22 protein-coding genes are annotated in these 24,654 nt (G+C 38.8%); 15 read left to right on the forward strand and 7 right to left on the reverse strand.

Annotation, left to right across the window (positions count from 1 at the left end):
* Nucleotides 1-64 precede the first annotated feature (64 nt).
* The 7 genes from B4C08_RS02790 to thrS all read left to right on the forward strand — a co-directional run bounded on the left by B4C08_RS02790 (nt 65) and on the right by thrS (nt 7,953).
* Entirely contained in the window at nt 65-421 is a 357-nt protein-coding gene (locus B4C08_RS02790) for a hypothetical protein (protein ID WP_296662584.1), read from the forward strand.
* Nucleotides 422-544: 123 nt separating this feature from the next.
* Nucleotides 545-1,291, forward strand: coding sequence for a pyruvate formate-lyase-activating protein (pflA, locus tag B4C08_RS02795; protein WP_295795456.1), 747 nt, complete (start codon nt 545-547; stop codon nt 1,289-1,291).
* 119 nt (nt 1,292-1,410) lie between these two features.
* Nucleotides 1,411-2,547: a hypothetical protein gene (locus B4C08_RS02800; protein WP_296662587.1), complete on the forward strand. Its 1,137-nt coding sequence runs from the start codon at nt 1,411-1,413 to the stop codon at nt 2,545-2,547.
* 116 nt (nt 2,548-2,663) lie between these two features.
* Nucleotides 2,664-3,470 carry an HD-GYP domain-containing protein gene (locus tag B4C08_RS02805; RefSeq protein ID WP_296662589.1) on the forward strand — a complete coding sequence of 269 codons (807 nt, stop codon included), beginning with the start codon at nt 2,664-2,666 and terminating at the stop codon, nt 3,468-3,470.
* Between the two features lie 67 nt (nt 3,471-3,537).
* Nucleotides 3,538-4,776 (forward strand): peptidase T, encoded by a 1,239-nt coding sequence (gene pepT / locus B4C08_RS02810; RefSeq protein WP_296662592.1) that lies wholly within the window; start codon nt 3,538-3,540, stop codon nt 4,774-4,776.
* 63 nt (nt 4,777-4,839) lie between these two features.
* Nucleotides 4,840-6,123, forward strand: a complete 1,284-nt coding sequence (gene murA, locus B4C08_RS02815; protein ID WP_296662594.1) for a UDP-N-acetylglucosamine 1-carboxyvinyltransferase — start codon at nt 4,840-4,842, stop codon at nt 6,121-6,123.
* A gap of 72 nt (nt 6,124-6,195) precedes the next feature.
* Nucleotides 6,196-7,953, forward strand: a complete 1,758-nt coding sequence (thrS, locus tag B4C08_RS02820) for a threonine--tRNA ligase (RefSeq protein WP_296662597.1) — start codon at nt 6,196-6,198, stop codon at nt 7,951-7,953.
* On the opposite strand, the gene B4C08_RS02825 is transcribed toward thrS, so the two are convergent.
* Nucleotides 7,950-8,612, reverse strand: a complete 663-nt coding sequence (locus tag B4C08_RS02825) for a hypothetical protein (protein WP_296662599.1) — start codon at nt 8,610-8,612, stop codon at nt 7,950-7,952. The genes thrS and B4C08_RS02825 overlap by 4 nt on opposite strands.
* Before the next feature lie 30 nt (nt 8,613-8,642).
* A complete protein-coding gene (locus B4C08_RS02830) occupies nt 8,643-9,224 on the reverse strand; it encodes a C40 family peptidase (protein WP_296662602.1) in 582 nt (193 codons plus the stop codon).
* Between the two features lie 167 nt (nt 9,225-9,391).
* On the opposite strand from B4C08_RS02830, the gene fabV reads away from it, so the two are divergent.
* A complete protein-coding gene (gene fabV, locus B4C08_RS02835; protein ID WP_296662605.1) occupies nt 9,392-10,609 on the forward strand; it encodes an enoyl-ACP reductase FabV in 1,218 nt (405 codons plus the stop codon).
* A gap of 115 nt (nt 10,610-10,724) precedes the next feature.
* Here fabV and B4C08_RS02840 read toward each other — a convergent pair whose 3' ends face one another.
* Nucleotides 10,725-11,870 (reverse strand): hypothetical protein, encoded by a 1,146-nt coding sequence (locus tag B4C08_RS02840; RefSeq protein ID WP_296662607.1) that lies wholly within the window; start codon nt 11,868-11,870, stop codon nt 10,725-10,727.
* A gap of 212 nt (nt 11,871-12,082) precedes the next feature.
* Between B4C08_RS02840 and B4C08_RS02845 the strand changes: the two genes are divergently transcribed.
* Nucleotides 12,083-13,105: a LacI family DNA-binding transcriptional regulator gene (locus B4C08_RS02845; protein ID WP_295795435.1), complete on the forward strand. Its 1,023-nt coding sequence runs from the start codon at nt 12,083-12,085 to the stop codon at nt 13,103-13,105.
* Here the strand turns inward: B4C08_RS02845 and B4C08_RS02850 are convergent.
* Nucleotides 13,065-13,742, reverse strand: a complete 678-nt coding sequence (locus B4C08_RS02850) for an epoxyqueuosine reductase QueH (RefSeq protein ID WP_296662610.1) — start codon at nt 13,740-13,742, stop codon at nt 13,065-13,067. The two genes, B4C08_RS02845 and B4C08_RS02850, sit on opposite strands and share 41 nt — an antisense overlap.
* A gap of 1 nt (nt 13,743) precedes the next feature.
* Nucleotides 13,744-14,673 (reverse strand): diacylglycerol/lipid kinase family protein, encoded by a 930-nt coding sequence (locus B4C08_RS02855; RefSeq protein ID WP_296662612.1) that lies wholly within the window; start codon nt 14,671-14,673, stop codon nt 13,744-13,746.
* A 192-nt stretch (nt 14,674-14,865) separates the two neighbouring features.
* Here B4C08_RS02855 and B4C08_RS02860 point away from each other — a divergent pair, with 192 nt between their 5' ends.
* The 5 genes from B4C08_RS02860 to B4C08_RS02880 all read left to right on the forward strand — a co-directional run bounded on the left by B4C08_RS02860 (nt 14,866) and on the right by B4C08_RS02880 (nt 21,119).
* Nucleotides 14,866-15,930, forward strand: a complete 1,065-nt coding sequence (locus B4C08_RS02860; RefSeq protein ID WP_296662615.1) for a PTS transporter subunit IIC — start codon at nt 14,866-14,868, stop codon at nt 15,928-15,930.
* 47 nt (nt 15,931-15,977) lie between these two features.
* Nucleotides 15,978-18,383: a putative glycoside hydrolase gene (locus tag B4C08_RS02865; RefSeq protein ID WP_296662618.1), complete on the forward strand. Its 2,406-nt coding sequence runs from the start codon at nt 15,978-15,980 to the stop codon at nt 18,381-18,383.
* On the forward strand, nt 18,380-19,768 hold the full coding sequence (gene mnmE, locus B4C08_RS02870; RefSeq protein WP_296662621.1) for a tRNA uridine-5-carboxymethylaminomethyl(34) synthesis GTPase MnmE: 1,389 nt from the start codon (nt 18,380-18,382) through the stop codon (nt 19,766-19,768). The genes B4C08_RS02865 and mnmE overlap by 4 nt, the downstream gene beginning before the upstream one ends.
* Before the next feature lie 34 nt (nt 19,769-19,802).
* Nucleotides 19,803-20,609: a hypothetical protein gene (locus B4C08_RS02875; RefSeq protein WP_296662624.1), complete on the forward strand. Its 807-nt coding sequence runs from the start codon at nt 19,803-19,805 to the stop codon at nt 20,607-20,609.
* A 93-nt stretch (nt 20,610-20,702) separates the two neighbouring features.
* A complete protein-coding gene (locus B4C08_RS02880) occupies nt 20,703-21,119 on the forward strand; it encodes a hypothetical protein (protein WP_296662626.1) in 417 nt (138 codons plus the stop codon).
* A 52-nt stretch (nt 21,120-21,171) separates the two neighbouring features.
* Here B4C08_RS02880 and B4C08_RS02885 read toward each other — a convergent pair whose 3' ends face one another.
* The gene (locus tag B4C08_RS02885) at nt 21,172-22,065 is read right to left on the reverse strand and encodes a DUF4349 domain-containing protein (RefSeq protein WP_296662629.1); all 894 of its coding nucleotides are present in this window, start codon (nt 22,063-22,065) and stop codon (nt 21,172-21,174) included.
* 197 nt (nt 22,066-22,262) lie between these two features.
* A complete protein-coding gene (locus tag B4C08_RS02890; protein ID WP_296662631.1) occupies nt 22,263-23,144 on the reverse strand; it encodes a PHP domain-containing protein in 882 nt (293 codons plus the stop codon).
* Between the two features lie 117 nt (nt 23,145-23,261).
* On the opposite strand from B4C08_RS02890, the gene B4C08_RS02895 reads away from it, so the two are divergent.
* Nucleotides 23,262-24,542 (forward strand): Crp/Fnr family transcriptional regulator, encoded by a 1,281-nt coding sequence (locus B4C08_RS02895; protein ID WP_296662634.1) that lies wholly within the window; start codon nt 23,262-23,264, stop codon nt 24,540-24,542.
* Nucleotides 24,543-24,654: the final 112 nt, after the last annotated feature.

Below are 24,654 nucleotides of genomic sequence, written 5' to 3' on the forward strand. Positions count from 1 at the left end.
GGGGGGGGTACAATAGAGACTGCTGAATTTTTTCAGCGTAATCTATTTTTTAAGGAGTGAACTTATGAGAAAGTTTGCTAAAATTTCAGCTGTATTGGCAGCTATGGTTCTTGCGCTTGCATTTGTAGGCTGCAAAGATGACGATGATGATGACGACGATCCAAGCGTTGTAACAACTTGGGCTATATCAGAGGATGGCTACAAAGCAGTACTGACTTTCTATGATAATGGTACTGTAAAACTCGAAGGTTCTGATGAAGAAGGAGATTTCTCTGAAACAGCAAAGTATTCTGGTGACACAACAAAAGATGGTGAAATTGTAATTACTTATGATGATGGCGAGACAGGAACCGCTGTTATAAAAACTGAGAGTGGTAAAACTTACCTTGAATGGGATTACGAAACATATTCTAAGCAGTAAGTAGTCTTTCATTTTTTAATTAAATTTTTTAGCTCCACAGGAATTCCTGCGGGGCTTTTTTTTTGCTAAAAGAAATGTTAAATTATTTTGTAAATACACACTTTTTATCAGCAAGGAATTTTTATGCAGGGATATATTCATCAGTTAGAATCTTTTGGTTCTGTGGACGGACCTGGCGTTCGTTTTATAATCTTTTTTTCAGGCTGCCCTTTAAGATGCAAATATTGTCACAACCCGGACACTTGGGACATGGCAAAAGGCAAGCTTTACACTGCGGACGAGCTTTTGAATGAAGCTTTGAGCTGCAAATCTTATTGGGGCGCAAAAGGCGGAATCACTGTTTCAGGCGGCGAGCCTTTGATGCAGCTTGATTTTTTGCTTGAGCTTTTCACGAAGGCAAAGGAGAAAGGCGTTAATACTTGCATTGACACTGCTGGCGGCCCTTTTACAAAAGAAGGCGAATGGTTTGAAAAATTCAAAAAGCTTATGGAAGTTACAGATATTCTTCTTATGGACATTAAGCACATTGATGAAGAAGAGCACATAAAACTTACCGGCCGCACTGGAAAAAATATAATTGAAATGTTTCGCTATCTTGACGAAATAAAAAAGCCAATCTGGATCCGCCATGTTCTTGTTCCGGGCATTACAGACAACGATGAATATCTTTTGCGCACACGGGATTTTATCCGCACACTTTCGAATGTTCAGCGTGTGGAAATTCTTCCTTACCACGGACTTGGCGCAATGAAATACAAGGACATGGGAATTGACTATGTTTTAAAGGACACAGAAAGTCCTTCCGCAGAGCGTGTGGCAAATGCAAAAAAAATTCTTGAATGCGAAAAATATGACGGCTGGAAAAAGTAATTTTATTGAAAATTCAGATTGACAAAATAATTGATTTTGTTTAAGTTAGTCCTTGTAAATAAAAGTTGTACTAAGCTAACAATATTTAGTCTTGGTTAACTTTTGTTTGAGGAGTATCTATGAAAATCAATTTTAAGGGTGCTGTTGCTTTTGCCGCAGCTGCTTTGCTTTCTGTTTCCGCATTTGCACAGAGTGTGGAATTCACAAACGAACTTTCTTCTGACGTTGCAACAATCAGAAAAGGAAAAGTTTACAATGGCGGTGAAGATGAAACAACAAAAGACTTCGCCGGACTTGAAGAAAATGTTGTTGCTACTTTCACTTCAGAAAAAGTAGACGCAGAACTTGATGTTACTTTTATTCTTGATGACTGGAATGACAAAAACTTTGGCTTTGCTTGGGACGATGTAAGCTGGTTCGTTGAGTACCGCCCTGTTGAAAAAATTGCTCTTGGTTTCCATGAAGATGTTTGGCTTGAAGGTTCTTACCTGCCGATTTATGATGACAATGTTGCTTTGGGAAATCTTGGTTCAGAAGGATTCACTGTTGCTGCAACACCAATTGAAGGACTTAAGATTGCTGTTACAGTTCCTTTTGGCGAAGGCGATGACGGCGTAAATTATTTTACTAGAAAAGACGAAGATGATGAAACTGTAAAGCTTAACATTGGATTCGGCGCAGAATATGCTTTTGAAGAAATGTTTACAGTTGGAGCGGCAGTTTCAAATGTTGCAGACAGCGACAACCGCGGCTTTGGTGTTTACGCAATGTTAAAGCCTCTTGCCGAACAGGATTTTGTAATCCGCGTAGGATATTCTTATAGCAAGGCAGAAGGTGAAATTACAGAAGACGATGAAGTTGTTGGAAAATATTATGAAAACAAAATCGATGACTTGAGCATTTCTGAAGATTTCGGTGTGTTTGGAAAGAGCCTTTTCAATGTTTCTGTTGAATATTCTCTTGACGCATTGAGTTTTTCTGCGGAAACACTTTTCAACACAGATGACAAAAGTTCAGACTACGATATGTACTTTGCGGCTTGTGTAGGCTACGAGCTTTCAGAATCTTTGAGCGCGGATGTTACAGGAAAATTCTTGTTTGACAATTCTTCAAACGGAGCAGAATCGGTAATCGGTGTAAATCCTAATGTTGCATATACTTTCGGAAACCACACATTCTCTGCTGGCTTGAACTACGAAACTTGCGACGGAGACTCATTTATTTCAATTCCGCTTTCTTGGGGCTATTCTTTCTAATTTAGCAGATTGCAATTAGGAAATTTTTAATGCTGCTTGCCCAGTGAAATTTTTGCTAGGCGGGCGGCATTTTTGTTTTGTTGAAAATTCGTTTTGCGCATGATAGAATCTTTTGAATGAACGAAAATGACGATGTTCTGATAGAAATTATTCCTTTTATTCAGGAGCTGATTCCAGGAATTCCTGCCTCTCTTGTTTTGTTTTTAGCAAAATCTGCTTTTTTAATTTTTATCTGCGCGTTGTTTGCTTTTATTGTTTTTGGTCTTGCCCTTCATTTTAAAAGAAGAATTTCAGCAAAAAGGTATTTAAAGAATCTTCCTGTTTCAAAGGACTTGGAAAAAATCGAGCCTGAGCTTAGGAAGAAACTTTTTAATCTTGTGAGGCAATGCGTTGTCCTTGGTTCTGTAATTGATTCTTATACAAACAGAAAATCAAATTCAAAAAAAGTCAGCATGATTGTATTCAGGCTTTTAAAAGATAAAGAGCCTTTGGAGCGGATTCTTTTTTACGCGGCGGCAATGGTTTACGATGCTGGTTATTTGGAATTCAAGCAGTCGCTTTTTCATTCGGAAGTTCTAAGCAGAAAGGAAGAAATTTTTTTGCGCACGCATGTTGCAAGAGGACTTTTTCAGCTTGATTTTGTTCCTTATGAATATAAAAGCGTATTTTGGGAAGCGGCGTTTTTTCACCACGAAAATCAAAATGGAACAGGATTTCCAGACGGCTTGAATGGAGAGGAAATTCCTTATGTGGCGCGTCTTATTCATTTGACGGAAGATTACGTTTTTCTTGTAAGGCAGGACGGATACAAAAAATCTTTGTCCAGAAAAAAAGCGTTGGACGAACTGAAGAAAGTTTCATTCAAATATGACCCGGAGCTTCTTTTGCTCCTTGAAAAAACTTTGCTTGCTCGGAAAAAATGAAAAGCAGATAAGTTGCTGTTTGCAAAAATTGCAATTTTTAAAAGCAACTTGTATAATCAAAATTATTATGGAAGATAAATTAAAAATAAAAAGCTCTTTACTTGAGCGTTTCTTAAAATATGTAAAAATTTGGAGCGAAAGCGATTCGCAAAAAGCAGATTCTGGAATTATGCCCAGCACTTCCGGCCAGAACGAAATGGCTTGTGTTTTGCGCTCTGAACTAAAATCGCTTGGACTTGAAAATGTTCAGACAACGGCGCATTGCTATACTTATGGAATTCTTCCTGCGAATGGCTCTTCGGAACCTTCAATTTGCCTTCTTGCGCACATAGATACTTCAGAAGAAGTTTCTGGAAAAAATGTGAATCCAAAAATTCACGAGAATTACTCAGGTGAAAAAATCGTTCTTTGCGGCACAGAGCTTGATCCGCAAAAAGATTCAGCTCTTTTTCTTGCTGCAAAAAATGGCGAGACAATTATAACTAGCGACGGAACAACATTGCTTGGCGCGGACGATAAAGCTGGCGTTGCGGAAATTGTTTCGTGTCTTGAATATCTTTTAAACCACCCGGAATTAAAGCATCCTGCAATCGAAGTTATTTTTTCTCCAGATGAAGAAACAGGACACGGCATGGATAAAGTTCCGCTTGAGCTTTTAAAATCAAAGTGCGCTTACACTGTGGACGGCGGACATATCGGCGAACTTGAAACAGAATGTTTTAATGCGTTTAGGAGCGACATTGTTTTCAAGGGAAACGCGACCCACACTGGAACAGCGCGCGGCACAATGGTAAATGCAATCAGCATGGCTTCCGCCTTTGTTGCAAATCTTCCTGCTGGTGAACGCCCGGAAACAACAGACGGCAGGCAAGGATTTTTTGCGCCAATTTCAATTGAAGGTTCTATAGAAGAATCAAAGGTTTCTCTTTTGCTTCGTGATTTTTCTTCGGTTGGAATGGAAAAAAGAAAATCTACAGTTGAGCTTCTTGCAAAAACTGTTTCTGAACTTTTTGGCGGAAAGGCTGAAGTTTTGCACACGCAGCAATATTTGAACATGAAAGAAAATTTGGACAAGAATCCAAAAGTCGCAGAGAGGCTTATTTCAGCATATAAGGCAAGTGGAATTGAGCCGATTTTTACGCCAATCCGCGGCGGCACTGACGGTTCTAGGCTTACAGAAATGGGAATTCCTTGCCCGAACATTTTTACAGGCGGACACAATTTTCATTCACGCAATGAATGGGCTAGCCTTGACCAAATGGTAAAAGCAGTTGAAGTTTTAGTTCATCTTTGTTGCTGCGACTGATTTTTTTAAGATAATATTTTTGCCCAAATTGAAATTCATTCAAAATCTGTTTATAATTGCGCTATGTATGAATATAAAATAGAAGGCGGCTTTCCGATAAAGGGAACTATAAAAGCAAGCGGAAACAAAAACGCAGCTCTCCCTTGCATTGCGGCTTCCTTGCTTACTTGTGAAAAAGTTATTTTACGAAATATTCCAGAAATTGAAGATACAGGCGTTATGCTTTTGATTTTGCAGTCGTTTGGCGCAAAAGTTGAAAAGCTTTCTGAAAATGCGTGGGAAATAAATGCTTCTGAAATATCGCGCAATGACATTCCTCCTGAGCTTAGCAAAAAAATCCGCGCATCAATTCTTTTTGCAGGTCCTTTGCTTGCCCGCACTGGAAAAGCTATAATGCCACCGCCTGGTGGAGACGTTATTGGCCGCCGCCGTCTTGATACTCATTTTCTTGCGCTTGAAGAACTTGGCGCGCGTGTTTCAATAGACAGAAAATTTGAGTTTACCGCAAATAAACTTGTTGGTTCTGATATTTTTCTTGACGAAACTTCTGTTACTGCTACAGAAAATGCAGTTATGGCGGCTGTTCTTGCGGAAGGTTCAACAGAAATTACAAATGCGGCTAGCGAGCCTCACGTTCAGGATTTGTGCAATATGCTGAATGCGATGGGCGCAAAAATTTCAGGAGTCGGTTCAAATATTTTAAAGATTGAAGGAGTTAAAAAACTCAAGGGCTGCGATTTTTCAATTGGTCCGGATTTTATGGAAATAGGCTCGTTTATTGGACTTGCCGCCGCTACTCATGGCTCTATCAAAATTGAAGGTGTCCGTATAAATGATTTACGCCCGCTGCGGATTTCTTTTAACAAACTTGGAATCCGCTGGGATATTGAAGATGACGTTCTTACAGTTTCCGCAGATCAGGAAATGAAAGTGAACACGGATTTAGGCGGAATGATTCCAAAAATTGATGACAGTCCTTGGCCTGGATTTCCGCCGGATTTGACTTCGATTATGACAGTTGTTGCCACTCAAGTTGAAGGAACTGTTTTGATTTTTGAGAAAATGTTTGAAAGCCGAATGTTCTTCGTAGACAAGCTTATAAGCATGGGCGCGCGCATTACACTTTGCGATCCTCACCGTGCTGTTGTCGCAGGTCCAAGTTCTCTTCATGGCGAGCATCTTGTTTCTCCTGATGTCCGTGCTGGAATGGCTATGGTTATTGCGGCTCTTTGTGCTCGTGGAGAAAGCCGGATTAGCAATGTGTATCAGATTGAGCGCGGCTACGAAAATCTTGTGGAACGCTTAAAATCCCTTGGCGCTCATATAGAAAAAATAGACATAGCTTGACATCTTGTTGAAATATAAATAAAAAAAGAATAATCTATGATGTTAATAGTATAGAATTTCGAGGAATTGAAAATGGCAGTTGATGAAAAATTACAGACAATACGCCACAGTTGTGCGCACGTAATGGCAGAAGCAGTTTTAAATCTTTTTCCGGGAACAAAAATTGCAATCGGTCCTGCAATAGAAAATGGCTTTTATTACGATTTTGATTTTCCAGAAGGACACAAAGTCTGCGCGGAAGATTTTGCTTCAATAGAAAAAGAAATGCGCAAAATTATTTCAGGCAACCACGATTTTGTCCGCAAAGAAGTTTCAAAGGCAGAAGCTCTCGAGCTTTTTAAAGATCAGCCTTACAAAGAAGAACTTATAAAGGAACTTCCAGAAGGCGAAGTTATAACAACTTATGAGCAGGACGGATACCTTGACTTGTGCCGCGGTCCTCATGTTGCGAATACAAAGGAAATAAATCAGCAGTCATTTAAACTTATGAGCATTGCCGGAGCTTATTGGAGGGGAGACGTAAAACGTCCGATGCTTACACGCATTTACGCAGTTTGCTTTTACAAGCCGAATGATTTAAAAGATTATCTTACGATGCTTGAAGAGGCAGATAAACGTGATCACCGCAAACTTGGCGTGCAGCTTGATTTGTTCCATCTTGATCCGGAAGATCCAGGTCAGATTTTCTGGCATCCGAATGGCTGGACAATGTACGTAACTTTGCAAGACTATATGCGCGAAAAAATCCGCAAAGACGGTTATATGGAAGTAAATACGCCGGCTATAATGCCTCGCACTTTGTGGGAACGTTCCGGACACTGGGGACACTACCAGAAAAATATGTTCGTTACTGAAAGTGAAAAGCGTATGTTTGCAATCAAGCCCATGAACTGTCCTGGCGCACTTGAAATTTTCAATTCAAGAGTCCGCTCTTATAAAGATTTGCCAATGCGCCTTGCAGAATTCGGACATTGTGTTCGAAATGAACCGAGCGGAACTTTGCATGGAATTATGCGTGTACGCGGATTTGTTCAGGATGATGCGCATATTATCTGCACAGAAGAGCAGATTGAAAGTGAAGTTTCTAAATTCTGCCGTTTGCTTCTTGATGTTTACAAAGACTTTGGATTTGACAAAAATCTTCTTGTAAAGCTTTCTACAATGCCAGAAGATCATGTTGGCGACTTGGAAACTTGGCAGCACGCAGAAAAAGCTTTGGCAGCGGCTTGCAAATCAGCGGGAATGGAATACGAAATTCAGCCGGGCGAAGGCGCATTCTATGGACCTAAGCTTGAGTTTACGCTTATAGATGCTCTTGGCCGTCAGTGGCAATGCGGAACAATTCAGCTTGACTATCAGCTTCCTAGCGCAGAACGTCTTAACGCTGAATATATTGGCGCGGACAATCAAAAGCATCATCCTGTAATGCTCCATCGCGCAGTTCTTGGTTCTCTTGAACGTTTCCTTGGAATTTTGATTGAAAATTATGCTGGCGTTTTCCCGGCTTGGCTTTCGTTTGAGCAGGTGGCGGTTGTTCCTGTTGCTTTTGAATTCAATTCTTATGCTGAAAAAGTTGCTGATGAACTTAAGTCGCTTGGTATTCGTGCAAATGCTTATACAGATGACAGCAACATGAAAAATAAAATCAAGAATATTTCAACTGAGCACAGAACTCCGTATATTCTTGTTGTTGGAGAAAAAGAGCAGGGAGAAAATTCCGTTACTTGCCGTTTTAGATTTTCATCCAAGATTCCGCAGAAGACATTTGCTCTCAAGGAATTTGAAGACTATGTTTTGGACAAAATTAGAACTCATTACAATGGAATTTAGAAATCTATAGATAAAACTTTTTCTTCAGATAAAGTCAGAAAATCCGTAAGTGGAATAGAAAATTGTTTTGTTTTTCCAGCAGGCGAAACAAGCGAAAGTTCCACTGCGGATTTTTTTAGTTCCTGCGCAAGATTTTCACCGTAGACAACTGCAATTAAATCTGCATATTCGCTGGCAGTCATTTTTTCACCTGTAAAAACCGGAGCCATAAGAAGGTCAAAAAAACTTTGTGTTTCAGCAGGAAGCGTTGAGGCTAATTTTTTTATATTTTCCGGGCTGAATTTTATTTTTAATGATTTTTCATTTTGAAATGCAAAGCTAGAAAAGTTTCCTGTTCCAGAAATATTCAGCTTGGAAAATTCAGGAGATGAAATTTTTACATTTTTAAATTCTGAATTTTCTAGCGCGGATTTTATTTTTTTTGTATCGAAAATTACAAGCTCGCTATTTGAATCAAGTCCGCCGCTGGAATTAATTTCGCTTAGTCCGCTAGATGCTTCTTTTATTGCGCTTGAAATTGCTTCGCCTAAATCAATTTTTGCAGCAAGAGTCTGCATCCCGCTTTTTTCTGCTTTGACTTGAATTAAAGATGCGCAGCCTGTAAATGCAAGAAGTGTAAAAAGATAAAAGGTTGCGCATATATATTTTGCTCTTTTCATATTATTGAAAACAGTTTTTTGCGGAAAATGTTACTTTTTTTGAACTTTTGTAGTTTGCGCTTTTTTATTTGCAACCTGTACTTTTTTTGTGCGCGGAAGAATTCTTCCGTAACCAAAGAAGTGGTTTTTCCAGAAACGCTCGCTAATCAATGTAAGCTGTACGCCTGTCTTTGGTCCATCGCTTACTGCCGAAACGAAAACGCGCTTTCCGTTGAATTCAGTAATTGGTCCGCGGTAAACTCCGCAATAAAGTCCGATATGTGTTACGCGGTCAGAGTTCGGATCGTTTTTAAAGAACATCAAGTCGCCTGGCTCTTTTTCCTTTGGATCTATTTTTATTACGCGGCTGCTGTTGTAAATTTCATTTGCGGTGCGTGGAAGTTGAATGCCTGCTCCGTTTCTAGCTGCGTAGTCTATGAAGCCGCTGCAGTCGAATCCTGTTTCTGGATCTGTTCCGCCGTAAACATATTTTGTTCCTACAAATGAAAGCGAATATGTTATAAGTTTTTGTCTTCTTTCTGAAACTTTCGGGGCTGCAAAAATTCCTTGAATAATTGCAAGGGAAAAAATAAAATAAAATGAAAGTTTGAAAATTTTGCTGTGCTTTTCCATATTTAATACCTCGGAGAAAATTCGATTTTAGCTTACGCCTTTCAAAAAAATAGTGCCATAATGCTGAAATTTTTTCAAGAAGACAAGAAGGTTTGACATATTGACGTAAAATGTCAAAATAGATAGACTTTAAAATTATAACTATATTTTTTACAGGAGACTTTAAAATGATTATTAAACCGATGATCCGCAGCAATATGTGTATTAATGCCCATCCAATTGGCTGCGCAAAAGAAACTGAAAATCAGATTAATTATGTTATAGCTCAAAAAGCCAAGCGCGGAACTAAGACTTTGGCGGAAGGCGGAAAAGCTCCAAAAACTGTTCTTGTTCTTGGTTGTTCTACAGGCTACGGACTTGCAAGCAGAATTACAGCTGCTTTTGAATATGGAGCTGACACAATCGGAGTTTCATTTGAAAAGCAGCCTACACAGGTAAAAGGCGGAACTCCTGGCTGGTACAACAACATGGCGTTTGACAAGGCAGCAGAAAAAGCCGGATTAAAAGCAAAGACTTTCAATGCGGATGCTTACAGCGATGAATGCCGCGCGGAAGTTATAAAGCAACTTAAAGACTGGGGTGCAAAAGCCGACCTTGTTATTTATTCTTTGGCAAGTCCTGTTCGCACAGATCCAGATACAAAAGTAATGTACCGTTCAGTAATCAAGCCTATTAATCAGGTTTATTCTGGAGCGTCTCTTGATATGATGACTGGGAAAATTACTCAGGCTTCAACACAGCCAGCGGAAGGAGATGAAATTCCGAACACTGTAAAAGTAATGGGTGGTGAAGACTGGGAAAGATGGATTAAGCAGCTTTCAGAAGCAGATGTTCTTGCAGACGGATGCCGCACTTTGGCTTATTCTTACATTGGACCTTCTCTTTCTCATCCAATTTACCGCGATGGAACAATCGGCGAGGCAAAAAAGGACTTGGAAAAACGTGCGCACAATATTGATGTCGCTCTTAAGGCAAAAGGCGGAGCTGCTTATGTAAGTGTTAACAAGGGACTTATTACACGTTCATCTTCAGTTATCCCGATTATTACGCAGTATCTTGGAGTTCTTTTCAAGATTATGAAGAAGCAGGGAACTCACGAAGGATGCATTGAGCAGATGGAGCGTTTGTTTGCTGAACGTCTTTACACTGCCGACGGAAAAGTTCCTGTAGATTCAGAGAACAGAATTCGCATGGACGACTGGGAAATGGATCCAAAAGTTCAGGATGAAGTAAACAAAGTTATGCCGGCTGTTACAGAAGAAAATGTAAATGAGCTTGTTGACTTGGAAGGAATCCGCCACGACTTCTTGATTATAAACGGCTTCGATGTTGACGGCGTTGACTACAACAAAGAAGTTACAGATATGACAAAAATCGAATACTAACTTATAGTCATTAATTGTGTAAAATGTCATTGCCGGGCATAGACCCGGCAATCTTTTAAATGATATTAGATTCCCGCATCAAGTGCGGGAATGACAGTTTTAGTCTGATATTTTTTTAGAATACAACGCAGACGCCAGCCCCAACGGAATTTTTTCTTCTGTCAGTGTCTGTGGAAATGTCTCCGTATACAGTTGCTATAAATCCTTTTGCAATTTCAAAGTCAGCACGAGGAATTATGTTTGCATAAGTGTCTGTGTTTCCTTTGTAGCGGCTGTCAAAAATTCTGATTGTGCTTTCAACGCTTAATGAAAGGTTGTCTAGCAAGTTGTATTTTACAGCCGGAATTATAGAAAAGAAATTCAAAGTATTGCCGTCTTTGTCTGTGTAAGTTTCATCTCTAAAATGCTGGTAGCTTGCGATTCCCAAAAGCAGTTTGTCAATTCCTGTGTATTCAATGTTTTCAACAAAAACAAACTGGGCCGGTTTCATTTTTTGAATTTCAGCTTTTCCCATTCTGAATTCGTTCCGTGTTTTTTGCTTCTGATAAATTCCTTCCGCGCTGAATTTAATTCCGTTTGCAAATTTCAAATTTACATTTGCGTATCCTGCTCCGGCTGCGGCAATTGCTCCCCTAAGACTAAAGAAATCTTTTGTAAAATTTATTCCGCCTATAAATGCGTTTTTTCCGAATTCTTTTGTTCCGTTGTCATAGCCGTCTTTTCTTGGGTAAAATTTTTCACCTTTTGAATATGAATACAAATAATCTTGAACTATTGCGCCGCCAACTTTCAATTCTGGAGTGATTGAATAAACTGCATAGCCGCCAGTTTTTTTTGTGATAAACGTGAACTGCTCAAATCCGGTTGAAGTAAAAAACATATCTTTTATTCTCCCGCCTGAAACAAAAAGTTTTTGGTCAACAAATTTTCCCCAGGCGTTTGCATAAGTTATCTGTTTTTCGCTGAAAGTGATTTTGTCAAATGAACCTGCGTACTGGTATCTTACGCTCGCTCCGAATTTTTTTTCTGTTCCAATAAATTCTCCGTCAAGCCTTATGCGTGAAAATTCATCGTCGCCAAAATAATCGCCCTTTGTCCAAGTTGCCGCGGAAAATGAATTGATGTCGTCATTGTCTTCGCCTTTCGCGCCGTCAAATGCAGTTGAAATTCCAGAGCGGACATGGCCGGAAAGTTTAAAAGTCTGCGCGGAAACAAAAACCGATGTGCCCGCCAGAATTGCTAAAAAAAAATATTTCTTCATAGAAAACCTCTTATGTTGTCTTATGCTAACGATTTTGCCTTTGCAATTCAACTATTCAAAAAACTTAGGCTTCCAATATTCATTTAAGTCGTTTATAATATTTAGCTGTCATTATCGGGCTTGACCCGGTAATAATCTATTGTAAATTTATAGCAGATTCCCATGTCGTAGCATGGGAATGACAGTATAAAATCGAACCTTAAGGTGTAAATATGAAATCTGCGGTTACTCAAAACGATGTCGCAAAAGAAGCCGGCGTAACACGGAGCATGGTAAGCTATGTTATAAGCGGAAACTCTGACCGTTCTGTTGCTCCAGAAACACGCAAAAGAATTTTGGATGCGATAGAAAGACTTGGCTACAGACCGAACAAAGCGGCGCAGGCTTTGCAGCAAGGCGATGTTGGTTTTGCAGCGAATAAGCTTGGCGTTGTTCTTTGCGCTTCTGAAACTTTTTTGCGTCCGTATTATGCGGAAATACTTTCTGGAATTCACCTTGAAGCGCATGAGCAGAATTTTCAGGTGAGCTTTATAAGATTTTTCCATGAGCTAAAAAATCCGGTTTTGTTTAACAGTTTGATTCACGAAGAGGAAATAGGCGGACTGATTCTTGTTGCAACAGATCAGTGCTTGAAAACTGATGAAGATAAAAAAATCATCGACAAAATAAAAGGGCGGCTTTCTAAAATTGTCTGCATTGAATTTCAGTATGAAGGCTTGAGTAGCGTTATGTTTGACAGACAGGCAACTGCGCAGCGGGCAACAGAATATTTGATTCAAAAAGGTTTTTCTGAAATTGGATATATTGGCGAGGACGATGACCGTGTGCATGGAGTTCAGCTTGCTTTGTCTGAAAAAAATCTTGATGCAAAACGGGACAACTTTTTTATTGCTGAAACTTTTGACATGAGCGGCGGATTCAAGGCAATCGATTCTTTTCCGGCTGATAAAAAATTTCCACGCGCAATTGTTTGCGGCTCTGATGAAGTTGCAATTGGAGTTCTTCGCGGCTTAAGCAAAAAAAATATTTCAGTTCCGAATGATGTTGCGATAATCAGCATAGACAATATTGAAATTTCAGAATATACGTGTCCGCCTTTGACCACGATGAATGTGCAGAAAAAAGCAATGGGCGAGCAGGCTGTTAAAATGATTGTTTCTGGAACGGCAGGAAAAGATGAATGCGCGCTTAAAATTATGCTTCCGTCTTCTCTTGTTGTCCGTGAGTCTTGCTAGAATTTTCTGCGGAAAAAATGCAGCCGCAATATTGCTGCCGGTAAAGTGAAAATTCCTTGCTAAGCTCAAGGCTTCTAAGAAATCCACCTTTCTTTTTAAAGTCAGAAAAAAGCCACTTTGGTTTTCCGTTTGCGCATTCAGAAAGTTCTTTTCCAATTTGATTTATTTTTTCTGAATCCTTGAACGGGCTTATTGAAAGTGTTGTGCAAAAATAATCAAAGCCGTTTTTTTGCGCAAATTCAAAAGCGCGCTTTAACCTGAATTTATAGCATCTTCTGCAGCGTTCTCCTTTTTCTGGCTCTGTGGCAAGCTCTGGATTTTCCTTGATTTTTATTGCGTCATAGAATTCCTGTGGAATATAACAATCTTCCATGAGCTTTACAAAATTTTCTTTTGCCGGAAAAAATTCAGGAAGAAAATTTTTTAGTTCTTCAAGCCGCCTTTTATATTCTTCTTGTGGAAAAATATTTGGATTGTAATACAAAATTGTTATGTCAAAAAATGAAGAAAGAAATTCCAAAACATAAGATGAGCAAGGCGCGCAGCAACCATGAAGCAAAAGTTTTGGCCTGTTTTCTGGCGGAACATTTTTTTCTAGCGATGAAAGAATTTTTTCAAGTTCGATTTGATAATTCATTTTAAATGCCAATCATCTTTAGTTTTTTTTCAAAATTGCGGACTGTTATTCTGCAAGTTTTTTGGTAGACTTCGCCGTCTGTGTGTAGCCAAAGCGGAATTGTTGTATTGAATGTTGCGCTTGAAAATTCTATTAAATTTATTCCTGGAAAAAATCCGTGCAGCCCAAAAAAGGCAGTTGGCAATGCAAAAAGAATTCCTGGAACTGACTTGTTGTTAACAATGCACAAATTCATTTTTCCGTCTGTAGGATTTGCCTTTGGACAGAATTTAAATCCGCCGCCTTCATAACGGTGAACCATTGAGGCTGCAAAAAGAAATTTTTTCAGAACAAGTTTTTTGCCGTTGTCAAATTCAACTGTGCAGTCTGCCTTTGGAGCATGAATAATTTGGTTCAATGCAATTGCAAGATATGTCAGTTTTCCAAGTCCGAATTTATTTAAATTTCTTTTTATAAATGAATGTGAAGATTTTTGACAGACTGCCGCATCAAATCCTAAGCCTGCGCTTACAACAAATTTTCTTTTTATTTTTTCTGTAATTATTTCACCTAAATCTAGTTCAACTGGGTTTGTAGCTGAAAGTATTTTTTCAAGGCATTTTTTTACTGATTTTGAAATTTTCATATCGCGCGCAAAATCGTTGCTTGAGCCTGTTGGAATATATGCAAGCATGACAGTTTCAAAATTTTGTATTCCCTGAACTGCGTCATTCAAAGTTCCGTCTCCGCCAAGAATTACAATTGTGCAGTTTTTTTCCGCCAAAGATTTTTCGCTGATTCTTGAGCAGATTTTTGTAACGTCTCCATGCTCTTTTGAAAACTCAACGTCGTATAGAATTTTCTTTGAAATCAAAACAGGCTCGATTTTATTTTTCCATAAACGAAGCCCTTTGCCTGAACGCGAAACTGGATTTACAATAAAATGAAACATTTAAAAAGAATATCACAAAAATTCAAAAACGTCAGCGGATTGTTTTTTTCTTTTTCCTTTGATAAAATAAAATTGTAACGATGATTACGTTGTGATGACTGTCGGTTGAATCCCACAACCTAACGAGCCTACGAACGCTCCTATCACTGCATTTCCAAGTAAGCAATCTAAAAAATTTTTAAAGGACTCTCTATGAACAAGTATGTGAAACGCTACTTAATTGATGCGATGGGCGGAATGGCGCAAGGACTTTTTGCGTCTCTTTTGATTGGAACAATTGTAAAGACTTTAGGACAGCAGTTGCTTAGGCTTGGAGCAAATCCTGTTTTTGAATTTTTTGTTTCAGCAGGAAATTTTGCCTGTGAACCTCATGTTGTTGGCGCGGCAATGTCTGTTGGAATTGGATATGCGATGGGAGCATCTTCGCTTGTTTTGTTTACTCTTGTTGCAGTTGGCGCGGCTGCAAATGTTTCAGGCGGGGCTGGAGGTCCGCTTGCAGTTCTTATAATCGCAGTTCTTTCATGTGAATGCGGAATGCTTGTAAGCAAAAAAACAAAAGTTGACATAATTGTAACTCCTTTGATTACGATTGTGGCTGGAGTTTTTTTTACTTTGCTTTTTGCAAGCCATATTGGAAAAGCCGCCTATGCCTTTGGAAATTTAATTATGTGGGCAACAACTTTAAAGCCTTTCTTGATGGGAATTCTTATTTCTGTAATTGTCGGTCTCCTTTTGACTCTTCCAGTAAGTTCTGCGGCGGTTTGCGCGGCTCTTGGTCTTACAGGACTTGCTGGCGGAGCTGCTGTTGCCGGCTGCTGCGCTCAAATGGTTGGCTTTGCAGTTATGAGCTTTAAAGAAAACGGCTGGAGCGGAATTTTATCTCAGGGACTTGGAACTTCAATGCTCCAAATGCCAAACATCGTAAAAAATCCTCGGATATGGATTCCTCCTACGCTTGCTTCTGTTATAACCGGTCCGATTGCAACTTGTCTTTTTAAAATGCAAATGAATGGAGCTGCGGTTTCAAGCGGAATGGGAACTTGCGGTCTTGTAGGACAAATTGGAATAATAACAGGCTGGTTTGAACCTTCACAAGCTGCGGTTGCGCATGGAGCTGTTGCTGTTTCGCCAGGAATTTTTGACTGGCTTGGACTTGTTCTTGTTTGCTTTGTTCTTCCAGCTGTTTTTTCTGTTTTGTTTTGTTTTATATTAAAAAGAATCGGCTGGATAAAAGACGGCGATTTGCTTCTTCAGTAAAATTTAATTCTTCTAAAATTTAACGCTGAAATGCCGATAAGAAGACCATGCGTATATTCTTTTTAAAATTGTGCATTTCAGCATCGGTTTTTTCTATTTTTTCAGGAATTTCTTTTGCCCAGTCAAAGCCTTTGTATAAGCTTCCGGAAGTTTATCTTGAAAGAAGAGTTTCTGAAAATCCAGAGCCGTTTTTAATCGGAACAGACACAGGACTTTTTAAAATTCTTCCAAGCGGAATTGCAGATCCTTTGTGGACGGAAGGAAAAGTTGAACGCATTTTAAGAACTCAGGCAAAATGGTTTTTTGTTACAGAAAAAGGGATTTATTCTTCCTTAGATTTAAAGGAATTTACGCAGCGCAATATAGGACTTCCTTCATTAATTGTAAAGAATTATGAAAATGGAAATAAAGAAATAGTTCAAAAAATGCCTCTTTTAAAAGACATTTGCGCAGATCCACTGAATCCAGATATTTTAGTAACAGCCACAAAAGATGACGTTTTTATAACACGCGATGGAGGTTTGTCCTGGAAATCGCTTGGTTCAGCAAGCAATTATACTTCTGGAATGAAAGCGGTCGCAGTTTCCCATATGCCGGTTTATGGAAAAAATGGAGAAATTGAAAGCAGCGAAATTGTTGTTTTTATGTCGCATCCTATTTACGGTTTTAGCTATTGCCGCGCCGATGAAAAAAATCCAAAGTGGATTGACGTGAGCGCAGGTTTTTCCGCAATGAAGAGCCTTACGCAAGTTGATGAAATTTCTGATATTTTGCCAGTTTTGTGCCGTGATTCATCTGGAAACATTTATGCAGAAATTTATCTTTCCCAGTCATTCATTCCGAACATTTACAGATTTGACTGGCGGACAAAAAAAGCTGAAAAAATTTACCAAGGCGAAAATCCGTGCGATGCGATTGACGGACTTTGTCAAAACGGCTCTAACTTGATTTTTTCAACAGTCGGAAAAATCCTTTCGCTTTCTCTTGAAACAAGGGAAATTTCAGAAATTTCAAGCTTTAATTCTTGGAGGGAAAATTTAACTGCTGCAGGCGACACTGTAAATTCAGCTTTTGTTCCTAAAAATATTTCGCAGCTTGGAACGAATGTTACTTTGAATGAACTTTGGCTTTTGAATCCAGAAACAATTCTTTCTCCTTGGGCTTATCTTGCAAACAAAAAAAAGTCAATTTATGCGTCAGTTTATCAGCTTAGAAATTCTTCGGGAATTGAAAAATATAAAAAAATTGTTTCTGACAACAAGCTCAATTCTGTTGTAATCGACATGAAAGATGACTACGGACTTTTGAGGTTTGAGCCGAACAGCCAGCTTTTAAAGCAAAAAGGAAAAGTTACTCAGTACAAAATTGACTTGGAGCAAGTTGTAAGCGAATTTAAAAAAGACGGCGTTTATCTTATTGCGCGCATTGTTGTTTTTAAGGACCGAAATTTAGCTTCCTATGACAAAGGAAAATATGCGGTTTGGAATTCCCGTACAAATTCGCCATGGATTGGAATCCGCGGAAAAGAAGACGTTACTGATGAAAGTGGAAATCCGGCTGGAACAAAAACTGTTTACTATGATGAAAATTGGGTTGACCCTTACAGCGAGGAAGTTTGGGAGTACAATGTTGAAATTGCAAAGGAACTTGTTTCCCGCGGCTTTGACGAAATTCAGTTTGATTACATAAGATTTCCGACTGACGGAACAAATTTAAATTCCGCAGTTTACAGATGGCGCGACAAAGGCATGGTAAAAGAAAGCGCGTTGGTTTCGTTTTTGTCTTATGCCCGCAAAAATATAAAAGCTCCTATTGGAATTGATATTTACGGAGCGAACGGCTGGTACAGAAGCGGAACAAGAACTGGACAGGATGTTGAGCTTATGAGCGAATATGTTGACGTTATTTGTCCGATGTTTTATCCGTCGCATTTTGAACAGGATTTTCTTGAGTATCCGCCTTATGAAGAAAGAGCGTACAGAATTTATTTTTACGGCTCATTTAGAAACACAATAATCGGCAGGAACAGAATTATTGTGCGTCCTTGGATTCAGGCATTTTACATGGGCGTAAGGCATGACAGAAAATATTATGACAAGAATTATGTTTTGCGGGAAATTTTTGGTGTGCGTGATGGTCTTGATAGAGGATATATGCACTGGAACAATTCCGGCGGATATTATGAAGACATAAGCCCGGATCCTAAGGACAACGAAATTTCTCCGTGGCATGAAAAAGAATGTGATTTGCAAAAAAGAATTCCGGCATTCAGTTTGGGAATAAAAAATTCTTTAGATTCCGATTCGCAGGATTTGGAGCAGAAAAAGGAAAATGCAAAGGACATGATTTCAATTTGGAATTCTGTGCTAGACAATGAACTTGAATACGAAAACGCAAGTGTTACAACAAGAAATTTTCTTCATGTAAAGCCTGTGTTCGGTGGAAGCAAATGAATAAATATACGCCGGAAGAACCTATAGCGGCAATTGCAACTGCGCTTGTTCCTTCTGCAATTGGAATTGTCAGGACTAGCGGTAAAAATTGCATTGGGCTTGTAGCTAAAATTTTTTCACGCAAAAAAGCACTTTTGCAGGCTGCTGGAAATTCTCTTGTTTACGGCTGGATTGAAGATTCAAGAATTCAAAGTGGAAATAAAAAAATTGATGAAGTTATGCTTGGCGTTTACAAAGCTCCAAAGTCTTTTACAGGCGAAGATATGATTGAAATATTTTGCCACGGCGGAGTGAATGTTGTAACTTCAATTTTTTCCTTGCTGCTTGAAAATGGTTTTAGAAAAGCTGAGCGCGGAGAATTTACATTTAGGGCTTATATAAACGGAAAAGTTGATCTTACAAAAGCCGAGGCCGTAAAAGAAATAATAGACAGCCGCACAAATATTTCCAGAAGCCATGCCGCCGGACGTTTAAGCGGAAATCTTTTTGAGCAAATTTCTTCTATTAAAAAATTGATTTTGGACACAATTGGAAACATTGAAGTTGAAATTGAATATCCAGAAGACGAAGAAAATATTTCAGAATCATTTGACACTTCATTGCTAAAAAGCGCGCAGAAAAAACTTTCAGGCTTGGCTTCTTCTTGGAAGGCTGAAAAACTTTATCAAGACGGAGCAAGAATTGTTTTGTGCGGAAAAACCAATGCCGGAAAATCAAGTCTTTTCAATTCACTTTTAAAAGAAGAACGCGCAATTGTCAGCAGCATAGAAGGAACAACACGGGACTGGCTTGAATGCTGGACAGATTTTGCAGGAATTCCTGTGAGGCTTTTTGATACTGCCGGTCTTAGAAAAACTTCGGATTTAATTGAAGAGCGCGGCGTTGAGCTTGCAAAAGATTTAAGCCAAGATGCGGATGTTATTCTTTATCTTGTGGACAGTTCAAAAGGAATTTTAAAAGACGATTTGGATTTTATTGAAAGCCAGAAAAATATTCCGGTTGTTTTGGTTTTGAATAAATGTGATTCCTTTGACTTGAATTTGGACGGAATAAAAAAAGTCTGGAAAGATTCTGTAAAAATTTCTGCAAAAAATAATATTGGAATAGAACAGCTTATTTTAAAAGTAAAAGACATTTTGTTTGACGGCGAAAAAACTGAACGTGAGCAAAGCGGACTTGGTTCAGCGCGGCAAAAAAAATCAGTTCAGGAAGCATTGGAGCGGATAACGCATGCTTTGAAAATTTCTCAAGATTCCAGCTACGGGCTTGATGCGGTTGTTCAGGATTTGGAAGATTCTTTGGAAAGCCTTGGCGAAGTTGCCGGCGAAGTTTCTCCAGATGATGTCCTTGAAAATATTTTCAGCCGTTTTTGTGTCGGCAAATGACAACAGATTTTTTTTTCAGTATAATCAGATTCAAATGAACGAAATTGATTTTTTAGCGGAAGAAATTTTTTTACGGTACGGAAATGTAAAGCGTGCTCGCGGACCGTTTTTGTACACAGAAAAAGGCAAACGTCTTACAGATTTGTATCAGGAAAATGGCAGGGCAATTTTAGGCTGGGGCGGCTCTTCTGCATTTACAATGCTGAAAAATGCTATAGACCGTGGAGCAACCGGAAGCTTTAAAACTTGTTTTTCAGGCCGGCTTGAAAAATCTGTAAATGCGCTTTTCTTTGGATGCAAACGCAAAGTTTTTATTTTTGCAAAAAAATCTGACTGCCTTTCCGCCGCTGTAAAAATCAGTCCTCAAAACACTTTTGTCTGGAAGCCTTGGAGCGAAACTGCTTTTGAAAACGACAACGCAGACTGCATAATTTTTGAACCGGCTCTTCCTTGGACAAGCGGAATTTATATTCTTGCTGCAAAAACTGATTTGGCTGAAAAAATTCCGCAAGATGTTTTAAAGGAAACAATAAAACTTTCTTCGCCAATTGAAGCTGCTATTACACGCTCAATTTATAATTTGATTTCGGCATTGCAGGCTCGGCAGGAAAAAGACTGGTTTATTTACGATTTGGCTTTGACAAAATACTGGCAGAGAAAAGGTCCTTATCTTTTTCCAAAAATTCCAAAAGAGCTTTATGTAAAATTTATTTTGCATTGCCTTGACCTTGGAATTGTCGTAAGTCCTGTTTATGAGCAGCCGAGCATTGTTCCATTTGGAGCAGACAAAGGCGTTTTTGAAATTTTAAAGAAAAATCCGTTTGTTTATAAAGAAGACTAAGCGTTTTAGAAATAAGTGGATTTTTGCTCAAAACTGAATTATATTTGATATAGGCATTTTTATATTGCCGAACATATTTCTAGGAGGAAAAATATGAGAACTGAAAAAAGCGGATGGACTGCGGCGCTTTTGATTTTGCAGATTGCAGTTGGAGCGATGCTTGCTGTTGGAGGAATATGGGCTTTGCAGGGCGATGGAGATTTTGCTGCAAGAGCAATTAAAGGGCTTGTTTCTGGCAATGTAGGAAATATTCTTGTGCTTGCATTTGGAGTGATTGAGCTTCTTGTTGGCGTCTTTATGATTTTAAAGATTGTGATTGGCGATCGCTTTGGAAGCTTTGGAACTGTTTTGGCTCTTATTGCGATTATTGTTTGGATTGTTGCTATTGTTATTTCAGATATTCTTGGACCTAAAGGAATCCTTAGCGGCGGCTCAAAAAATTTCCTTGAATGGCTTTATACTTTTGCCCAGCATCTTATTATTCTTGGCGCGATTTTAGCAGTAAGATAAATTTAAAGTTCAACTCAAAAATCAAAAAGCCCGGCAAAAACGCCGGGTATTTTTATTTTCTTATTCTTGCAAAAAGTTTTCTTAAAAGTCCCACTTTTCCAAATCCGAGCCAGTAAAGGAGCATAAGGAATAGAACAGAAGGAACTCCAAAAATTACAATATACAATGCAGTGAAAATAAATTTCACAAAGAAATTCAGTATGTTTGCAAAGAATTGGCGCAATTGTGAATTTGTGTCGGGCATTACAAATCCGCTTTCATTTTGGTTTACAGGAAGTTCAGCCGTAACATAAATTGTAGAATAATCAATTTGAGACTTTAAGCGGTTCATTTGCCCTTGCATGCGTTCAAGTTCAGAAGTTACATCGTTGATTTTTGTTTCAATCTTTAACATATCCTGCATATCTTTTGCTTCTGAAAGATATTTTTTGAGCCGCTCAAGCAAAACTTTTCTAGTCGAAAGCCGTGTGTCCAAATCATAAAATTGTTCTGTAACATCGCTGGAATTTATATTTTTTGATTTGAGTTTTCCAATTTGTCCGCATTCCTGCATTGCCTGAGAAAAAGAGCCACTTGGAATTTTTGCTGTTATTCTTATGGAGCTTGTGTTTTCAGACGAATCTGAAATATATCCGCCAAATTTTTTTACCCAAGATTCAACAGATGATTTTGACTCTGCAAGATTTGAAACTTCAATTGTAAGGTTTCCTGTGTAGACAAGTTTTCTGTCTTGGCTTGTCTGCTCTGGTTCAGAAGGAAGTTCCGCTGAATCTTCAAACACCATCTCCTGCATCATGTTCATTGCAGAATCTGCTCTTGCTGACATTTTCATTGATTTTGCCATTGGCGCAAACATTTCATTTTTTACAGCTTGATTTTTTCCGCATGAAATAAATAAAAACGCCGCAACTAATGCTACTGCTGATTTTTTTAAAAGATTTTTCATTTTTCCTCCAAAGTTGTGTCATTGTTTGGTTTCATAAAAAGTGTCATTTTCGGGTTTGATCTGCGATGTTTCTGAAAGAAACTCAATCAGAAATCTATTGCAATTTTATAATAGATTCCCATATCAAAGTACGGGAATGACAATGTTTAAGCTATGCATTTAAAATAATCCATTTTGCCTTGGGTTACAATTTTGCGTTATTCAGCTGAAAATGTGTGGTTTGTTCCGCCGTGAGCTTTTTCCAAAGCGGGCTTTAGCTGTTCTGTCCAAAATCTGTCTTCGATTTTATAGCCGCCTGACGAGTATCCGATTTTTCTATCAGCGCGGACTTTTTCGCCATGGAAATCGCTTCCTGCTGTTGTAAACATTCCAAGTATTTCTGCCAGTTCTTCAAGCCGCCGTGCTTCGGAAAGCCTGACTCCTGGATGATGCGCTTCAAGCCCTTCAACGCCTGAATTTTTTATTTCGAGCATTGTTTCTTCCATTTTCCCCCAAGCAACGTACATTGACATTGGATGCGCCTGAACTGGAATTCCGCCTGATTCTTTTATGGCTTCCACGGCTTTTTTTAAATTTTCCCCGGTTTTATTTACGTAGCAAGGACGGCCTTTTGCAAGAAACAAGTCAAATGCCTGCTGAGTTTTTTTTATTATTCCTTTTTCCATGAGAAGTTTTGCAAAGTGAGGTCTGCCGATTGTTTTTGTGCCGGATTTTTCCACAAGCTCTTCATAAGAAATATCGATATTTTGTTCTTGAAGTTTTTGGATTATTTTTTTGTTTCTTGAATCCCGCTCAGCTCTTAAAAATTCAATTGTCTCAAGAAGTTTTTTTCCAGGCTTTTTAAGTCCCAGTCCAAGAAGATGAAATTCTCCGCTCGGCCATTCTATAGAGATTTCTATTCCCGGAATAAATTCGATTCCAAGCTCATTTGCCTTTTTTTGAGCTTCCAAAATTCCGTCTATATTGTCATGGTCTGTAAGCGCAATTGCTGAAATTTTTTTTTCTGCGGCGTAGGAAATTAGCTGGCTCGGTGTGCAAGTTCCGTCGGAAGCTGTTGAATGTGTATGCAAGTCTATCATGCGGAATTCTCTTAAACAAGGTAGCATAAATAAAAACTTTGTGGTATACTAAACAAGTATAGGTGTTTTTTCAAATCAAGGCTCTTTTTAGAGTTTGTTGGTTTTGCGAGGAAGGTTATGTCAAAAGTTGTGCAATTCAGCAAAGGCTCTATTATTTTTTTTGAAGGCGACAAAGATGAAAATATTTATATTCTCCAGTCAGGCGCAGTTGCTTTGCGCAGCATGGATTTGGAAACTGGAGAGCAAATTTCAGAACAGCTTCATATTGGAGAATTCTTTGGCGTAAAAAGCGCGCTTGCCAAAATGCCAAGTTTGGTAACTGCTTCCGTGCTGCTTGATTCGACTGTTGTTCAGCTTTCAGTTTATGAATTTGAAAAAATGTTCGGCTCAAAGGCTTTTATCACAGAAAAAATGCTTAGAGTTTTCAGTAAGTCGCTTAGAGACATTCATAAAAAAACAGAGCAGTATTTGGGCGGAAACAGCATTTCAATTTCGCCGGAACACGGAATGTTTATGGTTGCCAACGCTTTTTACAATGACGGCCAGTTCAAAAGTTGCTGCGATGTCCTTACTAGAATTTTAAAGCTGAATCCTAATCCTGCGAACAAAGTTGAAATTGCAAAGCTTTTTACCAATGCAAATACCCGAAAAGGCAGAGAAAATGCCCGCAATATTTCTTCCGAAGATATTTCCGCAAAATCTGGAGGCCTTTCTGTAAACCAGTTTTCACTTCCTGCTTTTGACCGCTTTACAAAAAAATATAAGCGCGGAGATGTTATTATAAGCGAATTTGAACCGGGCGAAACTTTCTATCTTATAAAATACGGTGAAGTTCAGATTGAAAAGTGCATAAAAGATCAGAATAAAAGCCTTGACATTCTTGGCAGCGGAGCTTTTTTTGGCGAAATGGCGATTCTTGACAATTCCCAGAGAAGCGCGTCTTGTGTTGCTAGAACTGATGTTGCCTGCTTGGAATTCAACAAGGAAAACTTTAAGGCGCTTGTCCTTGGAAATCCGCAGATTGTAATGAATCTTCTTAAGCTTTTCTGCAAAAGAATTTACGACCAGAACCGCCAATTTAAAATTGTTCTTATAAAGGATATTTACACAAGAATTTGCGATGTGTTTTTAATGTACGATGAACTTGCAGGCGGATCTTCAAGAAGAAAAGATGACGACGGAAACTTTAAGCGCAAATTCTTCATTACTGCAAACGACATTGCAAGCTGGGCTTCTATTCCGCTTGATCAGGCAAAGGATTGTCTTGTGCGCCTTATGGACCGCGGAAAGATTCAGATTTTTGAAGATTACATGATTGTTTCAAATATTCACGACATAAGAAGAATTGTTGACTCATATTACATGAAGCTTGGCTCAACAACAAAACAGCCTACTTAATTAGAAAAGTATTTAACCGACTGTCATTTGCGTATTTTGCTTATAGTGTCATTCCTGTGCTATAGCACAGGAATCTATGTTTTCAAGAAGATGGGGATGTCCCAAAAGTATC

Source organism: Treponema sp. UBA753 (genome assembly GCF_002297325.1).
Classification (GTDB): Bacteria; Spirochaetota; Spirochaetia; order Treponematales; family Treponemataceae; genus Treponema_D.

Excerpts from the sequence above, each read along its gene's own strand:
- B4C08_RS02790 (WP_296662584.1), top strand. The coding sequence starts at position 65 with ATGAGAAAGTTTGCTAAAATTTCAGCTGTATTGGCAGCTATGGTTCTT.
- pflA (WP_295795456.1), top strand. The coding sequence starts at position 545 with ATGCAGGGATATATTCATCAGTTAGAATCTTTTGGTTCTGTGGACGGA.
- B4C08_RS02800 (WP_296662587.1), top strand. The coding sequence starts at position 1,411 with ATGAAAATCAATTTTAAGGGTGCTGTTGCTTTTGCCGCAGCTGCTTTG.
- B4C08_RS02805 (WP_296662589.1), top strand. The coding sequence starts at position 2,664 with ATGAACGAAAATGACGATGTTCTGATAGAAATTATTCCTTTTATTCAG.
- pepT (WP_296662592.1), top strand. The coding sequence starts at position 3,538 with ATGGAAGATAAATTAAAAATAAAAAGCTCTTTACTTGAGCGTTTCTTA.
- murA (WP_296662594.1), top strand. The coding sequence starts at position 4,840 with ATGTATGAATATAAAATAGAAGGCGGCTTTCCGATAAAGGGAACTATA.
- thrS (WP_296662597.1), top strand. The coding sequence starts at position 6,196 with ATGGCAGTTGATGAAAAATTACAGACAATACGCCACAGTTGTGCGCAC.
- B4C08_RS02825 (WP_296662599.1), bottom strand. The coding sequence starts at position 8,612 with ATGAAAAGAGCAAAATATATATGCGCAACCTTTTATCTTTTTACACTT.
- B4C08_RS02830 (WP_296662602.1), bottom strand. The coding sequence starts at position 9,224 with ATGGAAAAGCACAGCAAAATTTTCAAACTTTCATTTTATTTTATTTTT.
- fabV (WP_296662605.1), top strand. The coding sequence starts at position 9,392 with ATGATTATTAAACCGATGATCCGCAGCAATATGTGTATTAATGCCCAT.
- B4C08_RS02840 (WP_296662607.1), bottom strand. The coding sequence starts at position 11,870 with ATGAAGAAATATTTTTTTTTAGCAATTCTGGCGGGCACATCGGTTTTT.
- B4C08_RS02845 (WP_295795435.1), top strand. The coding sequence starts at position 12,083 with ATGAAATCTGCGGTTACTCAAAACGATGTCGCAAAAGAAGCCGGCGTA.
- B4C08_RS02850 (WP_296662610.1), bottom strand. The coding sequence starts at position 13,742 with ATGAATTATCAAATCGAACTTGAAAAAATTCTTTCATCGCTAGAAAAA.
- B4C08_RS02855 (WP_296662612.1), bottom strand. The coding sequence starts at position 14,673 with ATGTTTCATTTTATTGTAAATCCAGTTTCGCGTTCAGGCAAAGGGCTT.
- B4C08_RS02860 (WP_296662615.1), top strand. The coding sequence starts at position 14,866 with ATGAACAAGTATGTGAAACGCTACTTAATTGATGCGATGGGCGGAATG.
- B4C08_RS02865 (WP_296662618.1), top strand. The coding sequence starts at position 15,978 with ATGCGTATATTCTTTTTAAAATTGTGCATTTCAGCATCGGTTTTTTCT.
- mnmE (WP_296662621.1), top strand. The coding sequence starts at position 18,380 with ATGAATAAATATACGCCGGAAGAACCTATAGCGGCAATTGCAACTGCG.
- B4C08_RS02875 (WP_296662624.1), top strand. The coding sequence starts at position 19,803 with ATGAACGAAATTGATTTTTTAGCGGAAGAAATTTTTTTACGGTACGGA.
- B4C08_RS02880 (WP_296662626.1), top strand. The coding sequence starts at position 20,703 with ATGAGAACTGAAAAAAGCGGATGGACTGCGGCGCTTTTGATTTTGCAG.
- B4C08_RS02885 (WP_296662629.1), bottom strand. The coding sequence starts at position 22,065 with ATGAAAAATCTTTTAAAAAAATCAGCAGTAGCATTAGTTGCGGCGTTT.
- B4C08_RS02890 (WP_296662631.1), bottom strand. The coding sequence starts at position 23,144 with ATGATAGACTTGCATACACATTCAACAGCTTCCGACGGAACTTGCACA.
- B4C08_RS02895 (WP_296662634.1), top strand. The coding sequence starts at position 23,262 with ATGTCAAAAGTTGTGCAATTCAGCAAAGGCTCTATTATTTTTTTTGAA.